12 protein-coding genes are annotated in these 15,628 nt (G+C 70.6%); 6 read left to right on the top strand and 6 right to left on the bottom strand.

Features of this window, described 5'->3' with window-relative positions; genetic code table 11:
* Positions 1-143: 143 nt before the first annotated feature.
* Complete coding sequence (locus ACWGI2_RS38330; RefSeq protein WP_453700491.1) at positions 144-1,871, top strand: amidohydrolase; 1,728 nt, start codon at positions 144-146, stop codon at positions 1,869-1,871.
* Positions 1,872-1,886: 15 nt separating this feature from the next.
* On the opposite strand, the gene ACWGI2_RS38325 is transcribed toward ACWGI2_RS38330, so the two are convergent.
* Positions 1,887-2,681: an ABC transporter permease gene (locus tag ACWGI2_RS38325; protein ID WP_453700490.1), complete on the bottom strand. Its 795-nt coding sequence runs from the start codon at positions 2,679-2,681 to the stop codon at positions 1,887-1,889.
* A 72-nt stretch (positions 2,682-2,753) separates the two neighbouring features.
* Positions 2,754-3,692 (bottom strand): ATP-binding cassette domain-containing protein, encoded by a 939-nt coding sequence (locus ACWGI2_RS38320; RefSeq protein WP_453700489.1) that lies wholly within the window; start codon positions 3,690-3,692, stop codon positions 2,754-2,756.
* A 63-nt stretch (positions 3,693-3,755) separates the two neighbouring features.
* Between ACWGI2_RS38320 and ACWGI2_RS38315 the strand changes: the two genes are divergently transcribed.
* Positions 3,756-4,466, top strand: coding sequence for a TetR/AcrR family transcriptional regulator (locus tag ACWGI2_RS38315; protein WP_453399318.1), 711 nt, complete (start codon positions 3,756-3,758; stop codon positions 4,464-4,466).
* Between the two features lie 275 nt (positions 4,467-4,741).
* Here the strand turns inward: ACWGI2_RS38315 and ACWGI2_RS38310 are convergent, their stop codons facing one another.
* From ACWGI2_RS38310 to hmgA, 3 genes are all read right to left on the bottom strand, one after another.
* Positions 4,742-5,944, bottom strand: a complete 1,203-nt coding sequence (locus ACWGI2_RS38310; RefSeq protein WP_453700487.1) for a type ISP restriction/modification enzyme — start codon at positions 5,942-5,944, stop codon at positions 4,742-4,744.
* A 15-nt stretch (positions 5,945-5,959) separates the two neighbouring features.
* Positions 5,960-6,709 carry a GntR family transcriptional regulator gene (locus tag ACWGI2_RS38305; RefSeq protein WP_453399320.1) on the bottom strand — a complete coding sequence of 250 codons (750 nt, stop codon included), beginning with the start codon at positions 6,707-6,709 and terminating at the stop codon, positions 5,960-5,962.
* A gap of 62 nt (positions 6,710-6,771) precedes the next feature.
* A complete protein-coding gene (gene hmgA, locus ACWGI2_RS38300) occupies positions 6,772-8,118 on the bottom strand; it encodes a homogentisate 1,2-dioxygenase (protein ID WP_453399321.1) in 1,347 nt (448 codons plus the stop codon).
* A gap of 102 nt (positions 8,119-8,220) precedes the next feature.
* On the opposite strand from hmgA, the gene ACWGI2_RS38295 reads away from it, so the two are divergent.
* The 4 genes from ACWGI2_RS38295 (at position 8,221) to ACWGI2_RS38280 (ending at position 14,074) form a co-directional block, all read left to right on the top strand.
* Complete coding sequence (locus ACWGI2_RS38295) at positions 8,221-8,853, top strand: TetR/AcrR family transcriptional regulator (protein ID WP_453700486.1); 633 nt, start codon at positions 8,221-8,223, stop codon at positions 8,851-8,853.
* A 124-nt stretch (positions 8,854-8,977) separates the two neighbouring features.
* A complete protein-coding gene (locus tag ACWGI2_RS38290) occupies positions 8,978-11,227 on the top strand; it encodes a molybdopterin-dependent oxidoreductase (RefSeq protein WP_453700485.1) in 2,250 nt (749 codons plus the stop codon).
* 121 nt (positions 11,228-11,348) lie between these two features.
* Positions 11,349-12,794: a CitMHS family transporter gene (locus ACWGI2_RS38285; RefSeq protein WP_453700483.1), complete on the top strand. Its 1,446-nt coding sequence runs from the start codon at positions 11,349-11,351 to the stop codon at positions 12,792-12,794.
* Complete coding sequence (locus ACWGI2_RS38280; protein ID WP_453700481.1) at positions 12,794-14,074, top strand: MFS transporter; 1,281 nt, start codon at positions 12,794-12,796, stop codon at positions 14,072-14,074. The genes ACWGI2_RS38285 and ACWGI2_RS38280 overlap by 1 nt, the downstream gene beginning before the upstream one ends.
* Here ACWGI2_RS38280 and ACWGI2_RS38275 read toward each other — a convergent pair.
* The gene (locus tag ACWGI2_RS38275) at positions 14,058-15,272 is read right to left on the bottom strand and encodes a S8 family peptidase (protein ID WP_453700479.1); all 1,215 of its coding nucleotides are present in this window, start codon (positions 15,270-15,272) and stop codon (positions 14,058-14,060) included. The two genes, ACWGI2_RS38280 and ACWGI2_RS38275, sit on opposite strands and share 17 nt — an antisense overlap.
* Between the last annotated feature and the right edge of the window lie 356 nt (positions 15,273-15,628).

Here is a 15,628-nt window from a genome sequence, read left to right as displayed (position 1 = left end):
TCTCCGTACACGTCACTCATCACGCCTCATCACGCACCCCTCGTAACACCCGTGTCATGCGCACCTGTTGACGCCGCAACTTTCCGGCCCCAGTGTGGCTGGTCGATTGGCCGATACACCCAACCTCACCCCCGGAGGTGCGCGTGTGTGACCTGCACGATCAGCATGAGCATGAAGCACTCCCCGCGAGCGGCCCGTCCCTGAGCCGCCGCCACATCATGCAGCTCCTCGGCGCGGCCGGTGTCACCGCCGGCGTCATGAGCGCCGACGCGGACCCGGCGATGGCCGCCGGCGCCGACGACAGCCCCGCCGCCTATGAAGCTCCCGAAGGCCTCGCTGCCGACACCCCCGCCAAGCGCGCGGCGCTCGACTGGATCACCTCCCACGACGACCGGATCACCGGCCTGAACGCCGAGATCTGGGACAACGCCGAGCTGTCCCTGCGCGAGTGGAAGTCCTCCATCGCCGAGGCCGATTTCCTCGAACAGGCCGGATTCGACGTGAAGTTCGGCACCGCGGGCTTCCCGACGGCGTTCACCGCGACGTTCACGCACGGCAGGGGCGGCCCGGTCCTCGGCTTCAGCGGCGAGTACGACGCGCTGCCCGGCCTCTCGCAGAACAAGGGCGTGGGCCACCACGATCCGCGCGAGTACATCCACGACCCCTTCGCGCCCGGCTACGGCCCCGGCCACGGCTGCGGACACAGCGCGCTCGGTACGGCGGCAGCTGCCGCGGCGGCGGCCGTGGCGCAGGCGGCGAAGAAGCACAGGCTCCCCGTCACCGTGAAGTTCTTCGGCTCCACGGCCGAGGAAGCGCTGATCGGCAAGACGTACGCCGTGAGCAAGGGCGTGTACGACGGGCTCGACGCGTTCCTCGACTGGCACCCCTCGACGGCCAACGCGACCGGCTGGGGCTCCACCACCGCGATGACCGCCGTCACCTTCACCTTCCTCGGCGTGGCAGGCCACGGCGGCACCCCGCTGGGCAACAAGTCCGCGCTCGACGCCGCCGTGATGATGGCGACGATGTCGGAGTTCCTGCGCGAGGAGAACCTCGCGCCGAGCGGCCGACTGCACTGGGTGATCAACAACGGCGGCGACATCCCGAACGTCACCCCGGAGATCGCCGAGATCTCGTACTACGTACGCGAGGGGAGCCCCGCCCGCGTCCAGGTCCTCCTGGACAAGGTGATCGCGGTCTCCGAGGCGGCGGCGAAGGCGTCCCAGACGAGCGTCCGCCACCGCGTCACATCGGCCTGCTGGAACCAGCTCCCGGCCAAGGCCTTCGCCGAGCTCCTGCACGCGAACATGCGGGAGATAGGCCCGCCCGAATTCTCCGACCGGGCACATGAGTTGGCCAAGGAGCTTCAGGAGTCCCTCGGTCTGCCGCAGAAGGGCATGCACGACAAGATCGGTGAACTGACCCCGCCCAACCCGGTGTTCATGGGCGGCGGCTCGACGGACGTCGCCGACATCAGCTGGAACGTCCCCACCGTCTCGATGGGCGCCGCCCTTGCTCCCATCGGCACCAAGATGCACACCTGGTCCACCGCCGCCTGCGCGGCGGCGGCTCCCGGCCAGGCCGCGGTGATCGCGGCGGCGAAGTACCTCGCGGCGACGGCGGTCGACCTGATCACGCAGCCCGAGCGCCTGAAGGCGGTCAAGGACGAGTTCAAGGAGCGTACGAAGGACGTCAGTTGGAAGACCGCGCTGCCGGACGGCTATGAGCCGCCGATGTACGAACCTCCGGCGTGGTTCCTGAAGAAGACGGGCCAGAAGTGGCCGCCGTCGAACATCACCTGGCCGCCGAAGCGTGTGGTGTCCCAGGAGAAGTTCTCCTCGCTGGGACCCGAGCTCGCCCCTCAGAAGTAGGGCGCGGCCCTCCGCTCACCGTCCCCCGTGCGTGTACCGGCGGACGGCGAGCGGCACGCACACGGCGAGCAGCACCAGCGACCAGAGGACCGCCCCGGCCACGGGATGCGTCACCGGCCAGGCCGCGTCCGTCGGCACGGGCGCGTTGCCGAACAGGTCACGCACCGCCGTGGCGACCGCGCTGATCGGGTTCCACTCGGCGATGGTGCGCAGCCACCCGGGAAGCCCGTCGGTGGGGAGGTACGCGTTCGAGAGCAGCGGCAGCATGAACGTCGCGCTGCCCAGCTGTCCCGCCGCCTCCTCGCTCTGCGAGACGAGCCCGAACAGGATGCCGACCCAGGTCGTCGCGAACCGGAAGAGCAGCAACAGGCCGAAGGCGGCCAGGGCTTGGAGCGGGCCGCCCTCGATCCGCCACCCCATCGCGAGCCCGACGAGCATCAGCGGCACGAGCCCCACGGCGGTGGTCAGCAGATCGGCGACGGCCTGCCCGAGCGGCACGGCGGAGCGGCTCATGGGCATCGTACGGAACCGGTCCATGACGCCCCGGTGGGAGTCCTGGGCGGCGGTGAACATGCCGGTCATGATGCCGTTCGCGGCGGTCGCGACGAGCATGCCCGGGACGAGGAAGGCGCGGTAGTCGGCGCCGGGCATGGCGAGGGCGCTGCCGAAGACGTAGCCGAAGAAGAGCAGGAAGACGATGGGCATCGTCTGCGTCATGACGAGGATGGCGGGCGCGTGCTTGATGCGCTGCAGATGCCGGCCGAGGACGGCGGTGCCGTCGTAGAGGATGGCGCTCAAGGGGACCTCCATGGTTGGGCCCCACCCGTGCACTGCGGGGTAATCGGGTGGGTGGGCGGGAAAAATCCGCCGCGAAGCGGCGGTTCAGGAAACGCGGGAGACGAGCCGCAGGAAGACCTCATCCAGAGTCGGCGCCCGAAGCGTCGCGTCGATGACGGGCACCCCGGCAGCATCAAGCTCCCGTACGACACGCGGAAGCGTGAGATCCGAGTCCAGGGCGACAACCCCGGCGGTACGCCGCTCGGCATCGAGGACCGGCTCGCCCCCGGTGAGCTGATCCAGAACGACCGCGGCAGCGGCCAGCGCCTGCTCGGCCGAGTCCAGCGGGAGTACCACCTCGACGTAACTCCCGATCTGCGCCTTCAGCGAGGCAGGCGTACCGCGATGCGCGGCAAGCCCCCCGTCGATGAGGACGATCTCATCGGCGAGCTGATCGGCCTCCTCCAGATACTGCGTGGTCAGCAGCACGGTCGTCCCCTCGGCGGCCAGTTCCCTTACGGCGTCCCAGATGCCGCCCCGGCTGTGCGGATCGAGCCCGGTGGTGGGCTCGTCGAGGAAGAGGACTCTCGGCCGCACCAGAAGGCTCGCGGCGAGGTCGAGCCGCCGCCGCATGCCGCCGGAGTACGTCCGCGCGGGGCGGTCGGCCGCGTCCGTGAGGCCGAACCGTTCGAGCAGCTCGTCGCCCCGCGCCCGCGGAGCCCGCAGCAGCCGGGCGAAGAGCCGCAGATTCTCCCGCCCCGTCAGATCCCCGTCGACGGAGGCGTACTGCCCGGTCACCCCGATGAGCCGCCGCACCGCGGCGGCCTCCCGCACCACGTCGTACCCGGCGACCAGGGCCCGCCCGGCATCCGGCGTCTGGAGCGTGGTGAGCAGGCGCACCGCGGTCGTCTTGCCCGCCCCGTTGGGACCGAGCAGCCCGCAGACGGCGCCCTCGGGGACGGCGAGATCGAGGCCACGCAGGGCATGGACGTCGCCGAAGCGCTTCTCCAGACCCTCACTAAGTACAGCGTACGTAGAAGTCATATCCGCACGGTACCTCACTACGTACGCTGTACGTAACTAACATGGTGAGCGAGGTGATGATCAATGGCGGGCCGAGCGGCCGAACCGGAAGTGATCTGGGCGCGCCCCGAGCGTGCGGGCCGTGGCCCGAAGCCCGCGTACAGCAGGGCGGACATCGCGGCGGCAGCCGTCCGCATCGCCGACGCGGACGGCATCGACGCGGTCTCCATGCGCAGGGTCGCGGCCGAGCTGGGCTGCGGCACGATGTCCCTGTACAACTACGTGCCGCGCAAGGAAGACCTGAACGAGCTGATGGTCGACGCGGTGAGCGGCGAGTACGAGCTGCCGGCCGGACCGCCGGGCGGCGACTGGCGCGCGGAGATGCTGGCGCTCGGCCGCCAGACGCGCGGGATCATGCGACGCCACCCGTGGCTGCCGCGGATCATGTCGGCGCTCTACGGCTTCAGCCCGAACGCCCTGCGGTACCTGGAGCACTGCCTCGGCGCCCTGGAGGGCCTCGACGCGCCCTACGGCACCAAGATGGAACTCATCGGAATGATCAACGGCTCGGTCATGACGTACGTCGTCAACGAGCTCGCCATGGCGGAGCGGGCGCGGGCACTGCCGTGGTCGGAGGAGCAGGAACAGAAGGTGCGGTTCGCGTACCTGGCAGGCCAGGTCGCGGGCGGCGCCTATCCACGGCTAGCGGCAGCGTTAACGGAGGGTCCGTCCCCCGGAGACGCCGACGAACTCTTCGACAGAATGCTGAACAGGCTCCTGGACTCGTTCGCCTGAGAGGCGGCCTCGGCGGAGTCGGCTGGGGGGGCGCCCCAAAGGGGCGCGGGGAACGGCGCGCTCAGCCACGATCGAGCCGCGGATGGGCGACTGGGTGCCCTGGCGGGTCGGGTGGCGCCTGGGGCCTGCTGACTCGGCCGCGGGAGAGCGCCCCGAAGGGGCGCGGGGAACTGCGCGCTCAGCCACGATCGAGGTGCGGTTGAGTGACTGGGTGCCCTGGCGGGTCGGGTGGCGCCCGGGGCCTGGTGGCTCCCCGGCCGAGGGGGCCGCACCGCTCAGAGTAGGGCGAACTGGCCGCCAGGGCCTTCCTCGTGGTGGTCGAGGACCGATGCGGGGCGTCGTGTGGCGGCCGGGGCGGGGAGTATGCCCGCCCGGTGCAGCTCGTCCGTCGTGATGCGGGAGTCGAGGCCGGCGGCCAACTCCCGTTGCAGCGGGCGGAGTTCCGCCAGCAGTGCCAGCACCGTGATCAGCTCAAGGAGTTCCGACGTCCAGGTCTGGGGCCACTCCGTCGGGCGGATCGCCTCCAGGGAGCCCGCCTCACCTGCCGCCATCCGCCGCTCGAACCACAGATCGAGGACTCGCACCCCACTCACCTCGAAGTCCCACGCCTCCCGCGGCACCGGCGAGATGCGGCCCGCGTCCACGCACAGGGCCTCCTCGTCGGCGTCGTACGAGATCTCCGCGGGCCGGGCGGGGAGCGGCGCGCGGACGTAGGGCCGCCGGCCACCGGGGAGCTTCGGCCGCGCGCCGTCACCGCGTGCCTGGAGCGCGAGGATGCGGCGCCCCAACTCCGTGCCCCGCTCCCAGAGCCCGGCGTCGGACGTCAGCGGGACCCGGCACCCGGACGGTGACGCCTCCGCGACGGCGAGCGTCCAGGCCAGCAGGTCCCCGGCGTCGTCGACGTCCTGGCCGAGCGCATCGGCGAGATACGCCAGCAGGCCCGGCGCCACATTGGGTTCGAGGCCTCCGGGGCGGCGGAACAGCGGCCGGATGCGCCCCGGCCGCCCGGCGGGGGAGCGGCCGTCCGGCAGCACGGCGGAGGCGAGCACCGCAGGCCCCGCGGAACCGGTGACGTACCCCTGCTCGACGAGGAACAGCTGCCCCTTGCCCGCGACCCGCCACAACTCGGGGCGCGCGGCGTCGATGAGCCGGTGGTCCGGGATCAGCCACTGCTCGTCGAAGGGGCCGTGCAGGACGCGCACCGGCTCGGGGCAGGGACCCGACTCGGCGGCCAGCGGGACCGTCGCGACCTGGTGGCCCGGGAGTTGGGCGACCGCGGTGTGCAGGGTGCGCGAGCGCGAGGGGGCGAGCAGCTTCTCGCGCTCCGCCGGATCCGCTCGGACGAACGCCGCCCAACGGGCTCTGAGCGTCGCGGCGTCCGGTCCCATCGGCCACCCGCGGCCCGGCCGGAGCGGTGCGACGGACCACGGCATCAGGTCGGCGAGCAGCGCCGCTTCGTCGTGCGTCACGCCCGGCATCGTACGTCGAGACCCTTACGTCGCGTCGAGGGTGACCGTGAAGGAGAAGCGGTCGCCGCGGTAGTGGATGCGCGCCACGTCCAGGGCGCGGCCGTCCTCGTCGTACGTGATGCCCGTGTAGTGCAGGATCGGGCTGAGCAGCGGCACTTCGAGGAGACGGGCCGTCTCCGGGTCGGCGAGCGTGGCCTCGACGGTGTCCGTGATGCGGCTGATGCGGACGCCCACCACATCGCGCAGGACCTTCGTCATGGGCCAGCGCGTCAGGTCGTCGAGGTCGACACGCTCCGCGAGCTCGGGGCGGATGAAGTTATGGGCGTGATTGGTCGGTTCGCCCGTCTTCTCGTCGCTGCGCAGCCGGTGGTACGTCGCCACCTCGGCCAGATCCGGGAAGTGCTCGGCGAGTTCGGCGGAGACCGGAGCCGTGCCGTGCGCGAGCAGCCGGGTGCTCATGCCCGACTGCTGGGCCACGATCGCGTCGACCGAGCCGAGCAGCCGGACCGGTGAGCCGCGCTGGGCGCTGGGCTCGATGAACGTGCCGCGCCGCCGGTGGCGGGTGATAAGCCCCTCGTCCTCCAGCTCCTTGAGCGCCTGGCGCATGGTCAGGACGCTCACCCCGTAGTGCCCCGCGAGCTGCTCCTCGGTGGGCAGCCGGAGCGGGGCGTCGGGCGTGCGGCCGAGTATCGAGGCGCGCAGGGACTGCGACACCTGATACCAGAGCGGCAGCTTGCGATTCAGGACGATCGAGTCCGGGGCGAAAGCGGTCACGGTCTCTCCGAATCAGTCCGCATCGGCATCGAAACGGGGTCGGCTACCCGGCGGGTATCGGATCAGTTTCGAAAATGGCGCTCCAGACCCTCCCACACATCGTCGTACCCGCGCTGCAGATGGGCGGCCTGAGCTGCTTGTTCGGTCGCCGTCACCGGCCAGCGCGTCTCGAACATGAAGGCAAGCCCGTCGTCGATCTTCTGCGGCTTCAGCTCGGCGGCCGACGCCTTCTCGAAGGTGTCGCGGTCGGGTCCGTGCGCCGACATCATGTTGTGCAGCGAGCCGCCGCCGGGCACGAATCCCTCCGCCTTCGCGTCGTACGCGCCCTCGATCAGGCCCATGTACTCGCTCATCACGTTCCGGTGGAAGTACGGCGGCCGGAAGGTGTCCTCGCCGACCAGCCAGCGCGGCGCGAAGACCACGAAGTCGACGCCCGCGAGGCCCGGCGTATCGGACGGCGAGGTGAGGACCGTGAAGATCGACGGGTCCGGGTGGTCGTAGCTGATGGTGCCGATGACGTTGAAGCGGCGCAGGTCGTACACGTACGGAACGTGGTTGCCGTGCCAGGCGACGACGTCGAGCGGCGAGTGGTCGTAGGTCGCCCGCCACAGGTTCCCGCAGAACTTGTTCACGACCTCCACCGGCCGGTCGTCGTCCTCGTACGCCGCGACCGGAGCCCTGAAGTCCCGTGCGTTGGCAAGGCCGTTCGCGCCGATCGGACCCAGGTCGGGGAGCTGGAAGGCCGCCCCGTAGTTCTCGCACACGTACCCGCGGGCTGTCTCGTCCAGGAGCTCGACGCGAAAGCGCACCCCGCGCGGGATCAACGCCACCTCGCCCGGTTCGGCCCGCAGCAGGCCGAACTCGGTGCGAAGCAGCAGACCGCCCTGCTCGGGCACGACGAGGAGTTCACCGTCCGAGTCGCTGAACACCCTGTCCGTCATGGAGGAGTTGGCGTGGTAGAGGTGCACGGCCATGCCGGTGCGCTGGGTGGCGTCGCCATTGCCGCCCAGCGTCCACAGGCCCGCGAGGAAGTCCGTGCCGGGCGCGGGCACCGGGAGCGGGTTCCAGCGCAGCCGGTTGGGGTCGGGCGTCTCGGTGAAGGGCGCGGTCCGCAGGGCGCCGTTGTCGACGCGGGTGAACGCCGGGTGCGCGGCCGAAGGGCGGATGCGGTAGAGCCACGAGCGGCGGTTGTGCGCGCGGGGCTCGGTGAAGGCGGTGCCGCTCAGCTGCTCCGCGTACAGGCCGAGGGGTGCGCGCTGGGGCGAGTTTCGGCCGTGCGGCAGGGCGCCGGGCACCGCTTCGGAGCTGTGTTCGTTGCCGAAGCCGGAGAGGTACGTCAGTGCCTCCGCCGTCTTGCGCGGGTCGTTCGCGTCCGCACGTCCGGCGTCGCTGGTGTGTTCCCGGCTCATCATCGCTCCCTCGTCAACGATTCCTATGGGTCACCGTAGGATTCAGGTTTTCCTTCCGCAAGGGGGGTCCATGGATGTGAACAATGCTCTACTCTCCCGGGGATGCCCCGCCGTGATCAGCACAAGCCGCCGCCACCCCCGAAAACCCTGCGCCGCGTGCCCGTGCAGGAACGCAGCGCCGAGCGCCTGACCCGCATCCTCGACGCCTGCGCCGACCTCCTGGACGAGGTCGGATACGAAGATCTGAGCACCCGCGCCGTCGCCGCCCGCGCGGGCGTCCCGATCGGCTCGGTCTACCGCTTCTTCGGCAACAAGCGGGCCATGGCCGACGCCCTGGCCCACCGCAATCTCGACGCGTACGGAGAGCGCGTGGCGGCCCGCATGGCCGACGTGGAGCGCGGTGACTGGCGCGGCGCCGTCGACGCGGCCTTCGACGAGTACCTCGCCATGAAACGCAGCGTCCCCGGCTTCGGCCTGGTCGACTTCGGCATCCCCTCGGCCCCCGACGCGATGCCGGACGCCAACTCGGATGTCGCCGAACGGGTCGCGGGGCTGCTCGCCGCCCACATCGACCGGCCGCTCGACAAGAAGCTGCGCCGCACGGTACTCGTCGGCGTCGAAGCGGTGGACGCCGTCCTCCAACTTGCCTTCCGCGCGCACCCGTCGGGCGATCCCGACCTGATCGACGAGACGCGGACCCTACTGCACTCCTACTTCGCGGGCTCGCTGGACTGAACCTGACCGAACCTCGCGGACGGCAGTTTCGCGACGGGACCCCTCGCGGGTCCTGACGCCATGCATACCGGTCGGTATGGTGAGAGCGCACGTGCGCCGTAGCCGCCGCCCTGGAGGGTCCTCCATGCCCAGCACCGCCCTGCGTATCTGCCCCCTCTGCGAAGCCACCTGCGGGCTCACGCTCACCATCGAAGGGACCGCCGACGCCGCGCGCGTGACCGGTGCGCGCGGGGACCGGGACGATGTGTTCAGCCACGGCTTCATCTGCCCCAAAGGCGCCTCCTTCGGAGAGGCCGACTCCGACCCCGACCGCCTGAAAGGGCCCCTCGTACGCAAGGACGGTGTACTCCAAGAGGCAAGCTGGGACGAGGCGTTCGACGCCGTCGCCGCAGGGCTTCGCCCCTTGATCGAGCGCTACGGTCCGCAGGCGATCGGCGTCGTGCTCGGCAACCCGAACGTGCACACCATGGCGGGCGGCCTCTACCCGCCCGTCCTGCTGCGCTCGCTCGGCACCCGCAACATCTTTTCCGCGAGCACCGTCGACCAGATGCCCAAGCACGTGTCCAGCGGGCTCCTCTTCGGTGACGCGTTCGCCATCCCGGTGCCCGACCTGGACCGCACCGACCATCTGCTCCTGCTCGGCGCCAACCCCCTGGACTCGAACGGGAGCCTGTGCACCGCCCCCGACTTCCCGGGCAAGCTGAAGGCGCTGCGCGCCCGGGGAGGCACGCTCACCGTCGTCGACCCGCGCCGCACCCGCACCGCGAAGCTCGCCGACCGGCACCTCGCGATCCGGCCCGGCACGGACGCGCTGCTGCTCGCGGCCATGGCCCAGGTCCTCTTCGAGGAGAAACTCACCGACATCGGCGCGCTGGAGAACCAGGTGGAGGGCGTCGACGACGTGCGCGATGCCGTACGCCACTTCACCCCCGACGCCGTGTCCGCGGCCTGCGACGTGCCCGCCGACACCATCCGCGCCCTCGCCCGCGAGCTGGCCGCCGCGCCCACCGCCGCCGTCTACGCCCGCGTGGGCGCGAGCACCGTCGCCTACGGCACGCTCACCAACTGGCTGGTCGACGTCCTGAACGTCCTGACCGGCAACCTCGACCGGCCCGGCGGCGCCCTGTTCCCCCTCTCGGCCACCGACCGCGCGCCCCGCCCGGCAGGCCCCGGCAAGGGATTCGCGCTCGGCCGCTGGCACAGCCGCGTCAGCGGGCACCCCGAGGCCAAGGGCGAGCTGCCGATCGCCGCGCTCGCCGAGGAGATCGACACCCCCGGCGACGGCGCGATCCGCGCGGTCGTCGCCGTCGCGGCCAACCCCGTCCTCTCGGCGCCCGACGGCGACCGCCTCGACAAGGCCCTGGCCTCACTGGACTTCATGGTCAGCGTCGACCCGTATCTGAACGAGACCTCCTGCCACGCCCACGTGGTCCTGCCCCCGCCCCCGCCCTCCCAGAGCGCCCACTTCGACTTCGCCTTCAACGGCTTCGCCGTGCGCAACCAGGTCCGCTACACCCGCGCCGCGCTGTCCCTGGCGGGCGGCAGGATGCCCGAGACGGAGATCCTCGCGAGGCTCGTCCTGGCTGCGAGCGGGATGCACGGCGCCGATCCGGCAGCCGTCGACGCCATGGTCATCGACCAGACCCTCGGCAAGGCTGTCACCGAGCGCCACTCGGCCGTGCACGGCCGTGACCCCAAGGAACTGGCCGCCCTCCTCACCGGCGACAGCGGCCCCGAGCGGCGGCTCGACCTGATGCTGCGCCTTGGCCCCTACGGCGACGGATTCGGCGCACGCGAGGACGGGCTCACCCTCGACCGGCTGATCGCCCACCCCCACGGCATCGACCTCGGACCGCTGGAGCCCCGCCTCCCGCAGGTCCTCAGGACCCGCAGCGGACGCGTGGAACTCCTCCCGGGACCCATCGCGGACGACCTGCCCCGCCTGACGGACGCGCTGCGCGCCGCCCCGGACGAGCTCGTCCTCGTAGGACGCCGTCATCTGCGCTCCAACAACAGCTGGATGCACAACGTACGCACCCTCACCGGCGGCTCCAACCGCTGCACCCTGCACGTCCACCCCGAGGACGCGGCCCGCATCGGCCTCGACAACGGCGGCCACGCGCGCGTGGAGGCCGCCGGCGGCCGGATCACCGTCCCCGTAGAGGTGACCGACGCCGTGCGCCCCGGAGTGGTCAGCCTGCCGCACGGCTGGGGTCACAACCGCCCCGGCACCCGCCTGACCGTCGCCGCCGAGAACCCCGGGGCCAACGTGAACCAGCTTCTGGACGGCACTCTCCTCGACCCGCTCTCCGGGACGTCCGTACTCAACGGCTTCCCGGTGTCCGTGCTGCCTCTGGTGCCAGCAACTCGTTGACCTGGAGTTTTGCGCTTATTGCTCACACGTCAACATCTTGTTAACGCTTGAGAACGGGTCCTAACGTCAACCGGACCGCCAGACCTGGTGGGAGTTCGATGGTGAACGTTAGGTAGCCCCCATGCTGACAATCCTCGGATTCGTCATGATCGCCACCTTCCTGGTGCTGATCATGATGAAGAAGATGTCGCCGATCGCGGCACTGGTGCTGATCCCCGCGCTCTTCTGCGTGTTCGTAGGAAAGGGAGCCCATCTCGGGGACTACGTCCTCGAAGGCGTCGGGAATCTGGCGCCCACGGCGGCCATGCTCATGTTCGCCATCGTGTACTTCGGCGTCATGATTGACGTCGGCCTCTTCGACCCGATCGTCCGGGGCATCCTGCGCTTCTGCAAGGCGGACCCGGTGCGCATCGTGGTGGGCACCGCGCTGCTCGCCGCGATCGTCTCGCTCGACGGCGACGGCTCGACGACCTTCATGATCACGGTCTCGGCGATGTATCCGCTCTACAAACGCCTCAAGATGAGCCTCGTCGTCATGACGGGCGTCGCGGCCACCGCCAACGGCGTCATGAACACCCTGCCCTGGGGCGGCCCCACGGCCCGCGCCGCGACCGCGCTCAAGGTCGACGCGGCCGACATCTTCGTGCCGATGATCCCGGCGCTCGCGATGGGCCTCGTCGCCGTCTTCCTGCTCTCCTACGCACTGGGTCTGCGGGAGCGCAAGCGGCTCGGCATGCTCTCCCTGGACGAGGTCCTGGAGAAGGAGACGGCGGGCGAGACGGTCCTGGTGGGTGCCGGTGGCGCCGCGGGGACCGGGCGTACGTCGCTCACGAAGAAGACCACCGGGGGAACGGGCTCCGGAACGGACGCGGACTCCTCTGATGCCGCTGCCGCTTCTGGTGAGGCCGACGAGGAGGACGACGGCTTCCAGGGGCTCGACCCGAACCGCTCCACCCTGCGCCCCAAGCTCTACTGGTTCAACGCCGGTCTCACCGTGGTCCTGCTCACCGCCATGATCATGGAGTGGCTGCCGATCCCGGTCCTCTTCCTGCTCGGTGCCGCGCTCGCCCTGACGGTCAACTTCCCGCACATGCCCGACCAGAAGGCCCGCATCGGCGCCCACGCCGAGAACGTCCTCAACGTCACCGGCATGGTCTTCGCGGCCGCCGTCTTCACCGGCGTCCTCCAGGGCACCGGCATGGTCGACAGCATGGCCAAGTGGCTCGTCGACGCGATCCCGGAGGGCATGGGCCCGCAGATGGGCCTGGTCACCGGTCTCCTGTCGCTGCCGCTCACCTACTTCATGTCGAACGACGGCTTCTACTTCGGTGTCCTGCCGGTCCTCGCCGAAGCGGGCCAGGCGCACGGCGTCGGCACCCTGGAGATCGCCCGCGCCTCGATCGCGGGCCAGGCCCTGCACATGTCGAGCCCGCTGGTCCCCGCCGTGTACGTCCTCGTCGGCATGGCCAAGGTCGAGTTCGGCGACCACACCAAGTTCACCGTCAAATGGGCCGTGCTCACCTCGCTGGTGGTGCTCGGCTCCGGAATCCTCTTCGGCATCATCTGATGCCATCGACACCGGGCCGTGCCTGGTTGCTGCGCCTCGTCATCGCCTTCAGCTTCGCGCAGGGGGCGGTGTCGATGGCGCGTCCGGCCGTCTCCTACCGGGCCCTCTCCCTGGGCGCCGACGAGCGGGCGATCGGTGTCATCGCCGGTGTGTACGCCCTGCTCCCGCTCTTCGCGGCCGTGCCGCTCGGGCGCAGGACGGACCACGGGCGGTGCGCGCCGCTCCTGCCGGTCGGCGTCGTCCTGATCGCCGGAGGGTGCGCGCTCAGCGGCACGGCCGGGTCGCTCGGCGCGCTCGCCGCCTGGAGCGGTGTGATGGGCCTCGGCCATCTCTGCTTCGTGATCGGCGCCCAGTCGATCGTCGCCCGGCAGTCCGCCCCCGACGAACAGGACCGCAACTTCGGGCACTTCACGATCGGTGCCTCGCTCGGGCAGCTGATCGGGCCGATCGCCGCGGGCTCCCTCATCGGCGGGGACATGGGCCGCACGAGCGCCTTCGCGCTGCTGGTCTCCGCGGGGGTCGCTGCCGTCTCACTCACCTCGCTCTGGCGCATCGAGCATGTGCGGCCCTCCGGTGCCTCGCCGAAGCGGGGGGACAAGGTGCCGGTGCTCGGCATCCTGCGCACCCGTGGCGTTCCCGCCGGGATCTTCATCAGCCTCGCGGTGCTGTCCGCCACGGACATCCTCACGGCCTATCTGCCGGTGGTCGGCGAGCACCGGGGCATCGCGCCCGCGACGGTCGGCGTGCTCCTCTCGCTGCGGGCCGCCGCGACGATCGCCTGCCGGCTCGTGATGACACCGCTGATCAACCTGCTCGGGCGTACGGTGCTGATCGTCGTCACGTGTCTGCTGGCCGCCGTGCTGTGCGCGGGAGTTGCGCTGCCGGTGCCTGTGTGGGGGCTGGCGGTGATGCTGGTGCTGCTGGGCTTCTGTCTGGGGGTCGGGCAGCCGCTGTCGATGACGACTGTGGTGCAGGCTGCTCCTGAGGGGGCGCGGTCCACTGCCCTCGCGTTGCGGCTCACGGGGAATCGGCTGGGGCAGGTCGCCGCGCCTGCCGGGGCCGGGCTCATCGCCGGGGTGGCGGGGGTCGCCGCGCCGTTCGTGATGCTGGGCGGGCTGTTGCTGGTGGCGGCCGGGTTGGGGCTGAGGCGTAGCCCTGCGGGGCCTCAACCGCCGGACGAGCTGGGAAAAGCCCGTCCGGCGATTGAGGACGAACGCGGCGGAGCCGGTGATGGACGGTGTACCGACCCCGGGTCGCGGGCTACTACGGGACGAGCTTGAGCAGCCTGTTCGGCGAGCCGCTGCCCGGGCTCGTGACCTTGCCCGAGGTCGCTCCGTTCACCAGGGCCGATGAGACCTGGGCAGGCGTGGCCGAGGAGTGGCCCGCCAGGTACACCGCCGCCGCACCCGCGACATGCGGAGTGGCCATCGACGTACCGGAGATGGTGTTCGTGGCCGTGTCGCCGGTGTGCCAGCCCGCCTTGATCGAGACGCCGGGCGCGAAGATGTCGAGGACCGAGCCGTAGTTGGACCAGCTGGCCTTGGCGTCCGTGTTGCTGGTGGCGCCCACCGTGATGGCGGCGGGGACCCGAGCCGGGGACGACGAGGAGGCGTTGACGCCCTCGTTGCCCGCGGCGACCGCGTAGCTGACACCGTCGGCGATGGAGTTCTTCACCGCGTTGTCCAGCGAGGTGGAGGCGCCGCCGCCGAGTGACATGTTGGCCACGGCGGGGGCGCCCGCCGCGTGGTTGCTCGTCACCCAGTCGATGCCCGCGATGACACCGGCGGTCGTGCCGGAGCCGTTGTTGTCGAGCACGCGGACGGCCACGATCTTGGCCTTCTTGGCGACGCCGTACGTCTTGCCCGCGATGGTGGTGGCCACGTGCGTGCCGTGGCCGTTGCCGTCCTGGGCGGTGTTGTCGCGGTCCACGGCGTCGTAGCCGTTCACCGCGCGCCCGCTGATCTCGGAGTGCGTGATGCGCACGCCCGTGTCGATCACGTACGCGGTGACGCCCGAGCCCGCGGTGTCCGGGTAGGTGTAGGTGCCGGACAGCGGCAGGCTCGTCTGGTCGATGCGGTCAAGACCCCAAGGCGCGTTGCTCTGGGTCGCGTCCGCGCGGACGGTCCGGTTCTGCTCGACCGAGGCGACCGAGGGATCGGCGGCGAGGCGTCTCGCCTCACCCGCGCTCAGTTCGACGGTGTATCCGTCGAGCGCGGACTTGAAGGTCTTCTTCACCGATCCGCCGTACTCGGATATCAGACCCTTGCCCTGGGCCGACGCGGCCTTGAAGCCCGAGTTCTTCTTCAGCGTGACGATGTAGCTGCCCTTGACGGCGTCGGCCGAACCGGCCCCGATCACGGTGCCTTCGGCGGGAGCGGCCTGGGCCGGAAGGGCGGTGACCGCACCGAACAGCGTGGCGGCGGTGGCGGTCGAGATCGCCGCGGCGATCACAGTCTTCTTGCTACGCAGCATTGCCATTACGAGGGAGTCCTCCTCATAGGCGGCGCGCGCCCCGGTTCGGGCGGCGCAACTGTGGGGGCGTGTGCGTGATCGCACACACAGCCGGGAGCGGTGCGTTCCGCTCCCGGCGCGATCAGCAGAATGTCGGCTCTACAGGCGTAGATCAAGGGAGTTGACGCCTTGACATGTGTCTGTCACATGCACGAAATCGAAATGCTGAGCAACACGTGGGGGTAGGTGTCGAGCCGGGGTGAATGTCCCCGGAGTGGGCGCCCCTTCTGACACCCCTGGTGCCAAAAAACTATCAGCGCTAGTTTGGGGTGCGGACGAGCGCGGACGACTATGCGGACGACCAACGACGACCAACAGAGGAG

It is taken from the genome of Streptomyces sp. NPDC054866, assembly GCF_053610745.1.
Note: the sequence above shows the minus strand (reverse complement) of the source record. Positions and strands in the feature narration are given on the sequence as shown.

Excerpts from the sequence above, each read along its gene's own strand:
- ACWGI2_RS38325 (WP_453700490.1), bottom strand. The coding sequence starts at position 2,681 with ATGGAGGTCCCCTTGAGCGCCATCCTCTACGACGGCACCGCCGTCCTC.
- ACWGI2_RS38320 (WP_453700489.1), bottom strand. The coding sequence starts at position 3,692 with ATGACTTCTACGTACGCTGTACTTAGTGAGGGTCTGGAGAAGCGCTTC.
- ACWGI2_RS38315 (WP_453399318.1), top strand. The coding sequence starts at position 3,756 with ATGGCGGGCCGAGCGGCCGAACCGGAAGTGATCTGGGCGCGCCCCGAG.
- ACWGI2_RS38310 (WP_453700487.1), bottom strand. The coding sequence starts at position 5,944 with ATGCCGGGCGTGACGCACGACGAAGCGGCGCTGCTCGCCGACCTGATG.
- hmgA (WP_453399321.1), bottom strand. The coding sequence starts at position 8,118 with ATGAGCCGGGAACACACCAGCGACGCCGGACGTGCGGACGCGAACGAC.
- ACWGI2_RS38295 (WP_453700486.1), top strand. The coding sequence starts at position 8,221 with ATGCCCCGCCGTGATCAGCACAAGCCGCCGCCACCCCCGAAAACCCTG.
- ACWGI2_RS38290 (WP_453700485.1), top strand. The coding sequence starts at position 8,978 with ATGCCCAGCACCGCCCTGCGTATCTGCCCCCTCTGCGAAGCCACCTGC.
- ACWGI2_RS38285 (WP_453700483.1), top strand. The coding sequence starts at position 11,349 with ATGCTGACAATCCTCGGATTCGTCATGATCGCCACCTTCCTGGTGCTG.
- ACWGI2_RS38280 (WP_453700481.1), top strand. The coding sequence starts at position 12,794 with ATGCCATCGACACCGGGCCGTGCCTGGTTGCTGCGCCTCGTCATCGCC.
- ACWGI2_RS38275 (WP_453700479.1), bottom strand. The coding sequence starts at position 15,272 with ATGGCAATGCTGCGTAGCAAGAAGACTGTGATCGCCGCGGCGATCTCG.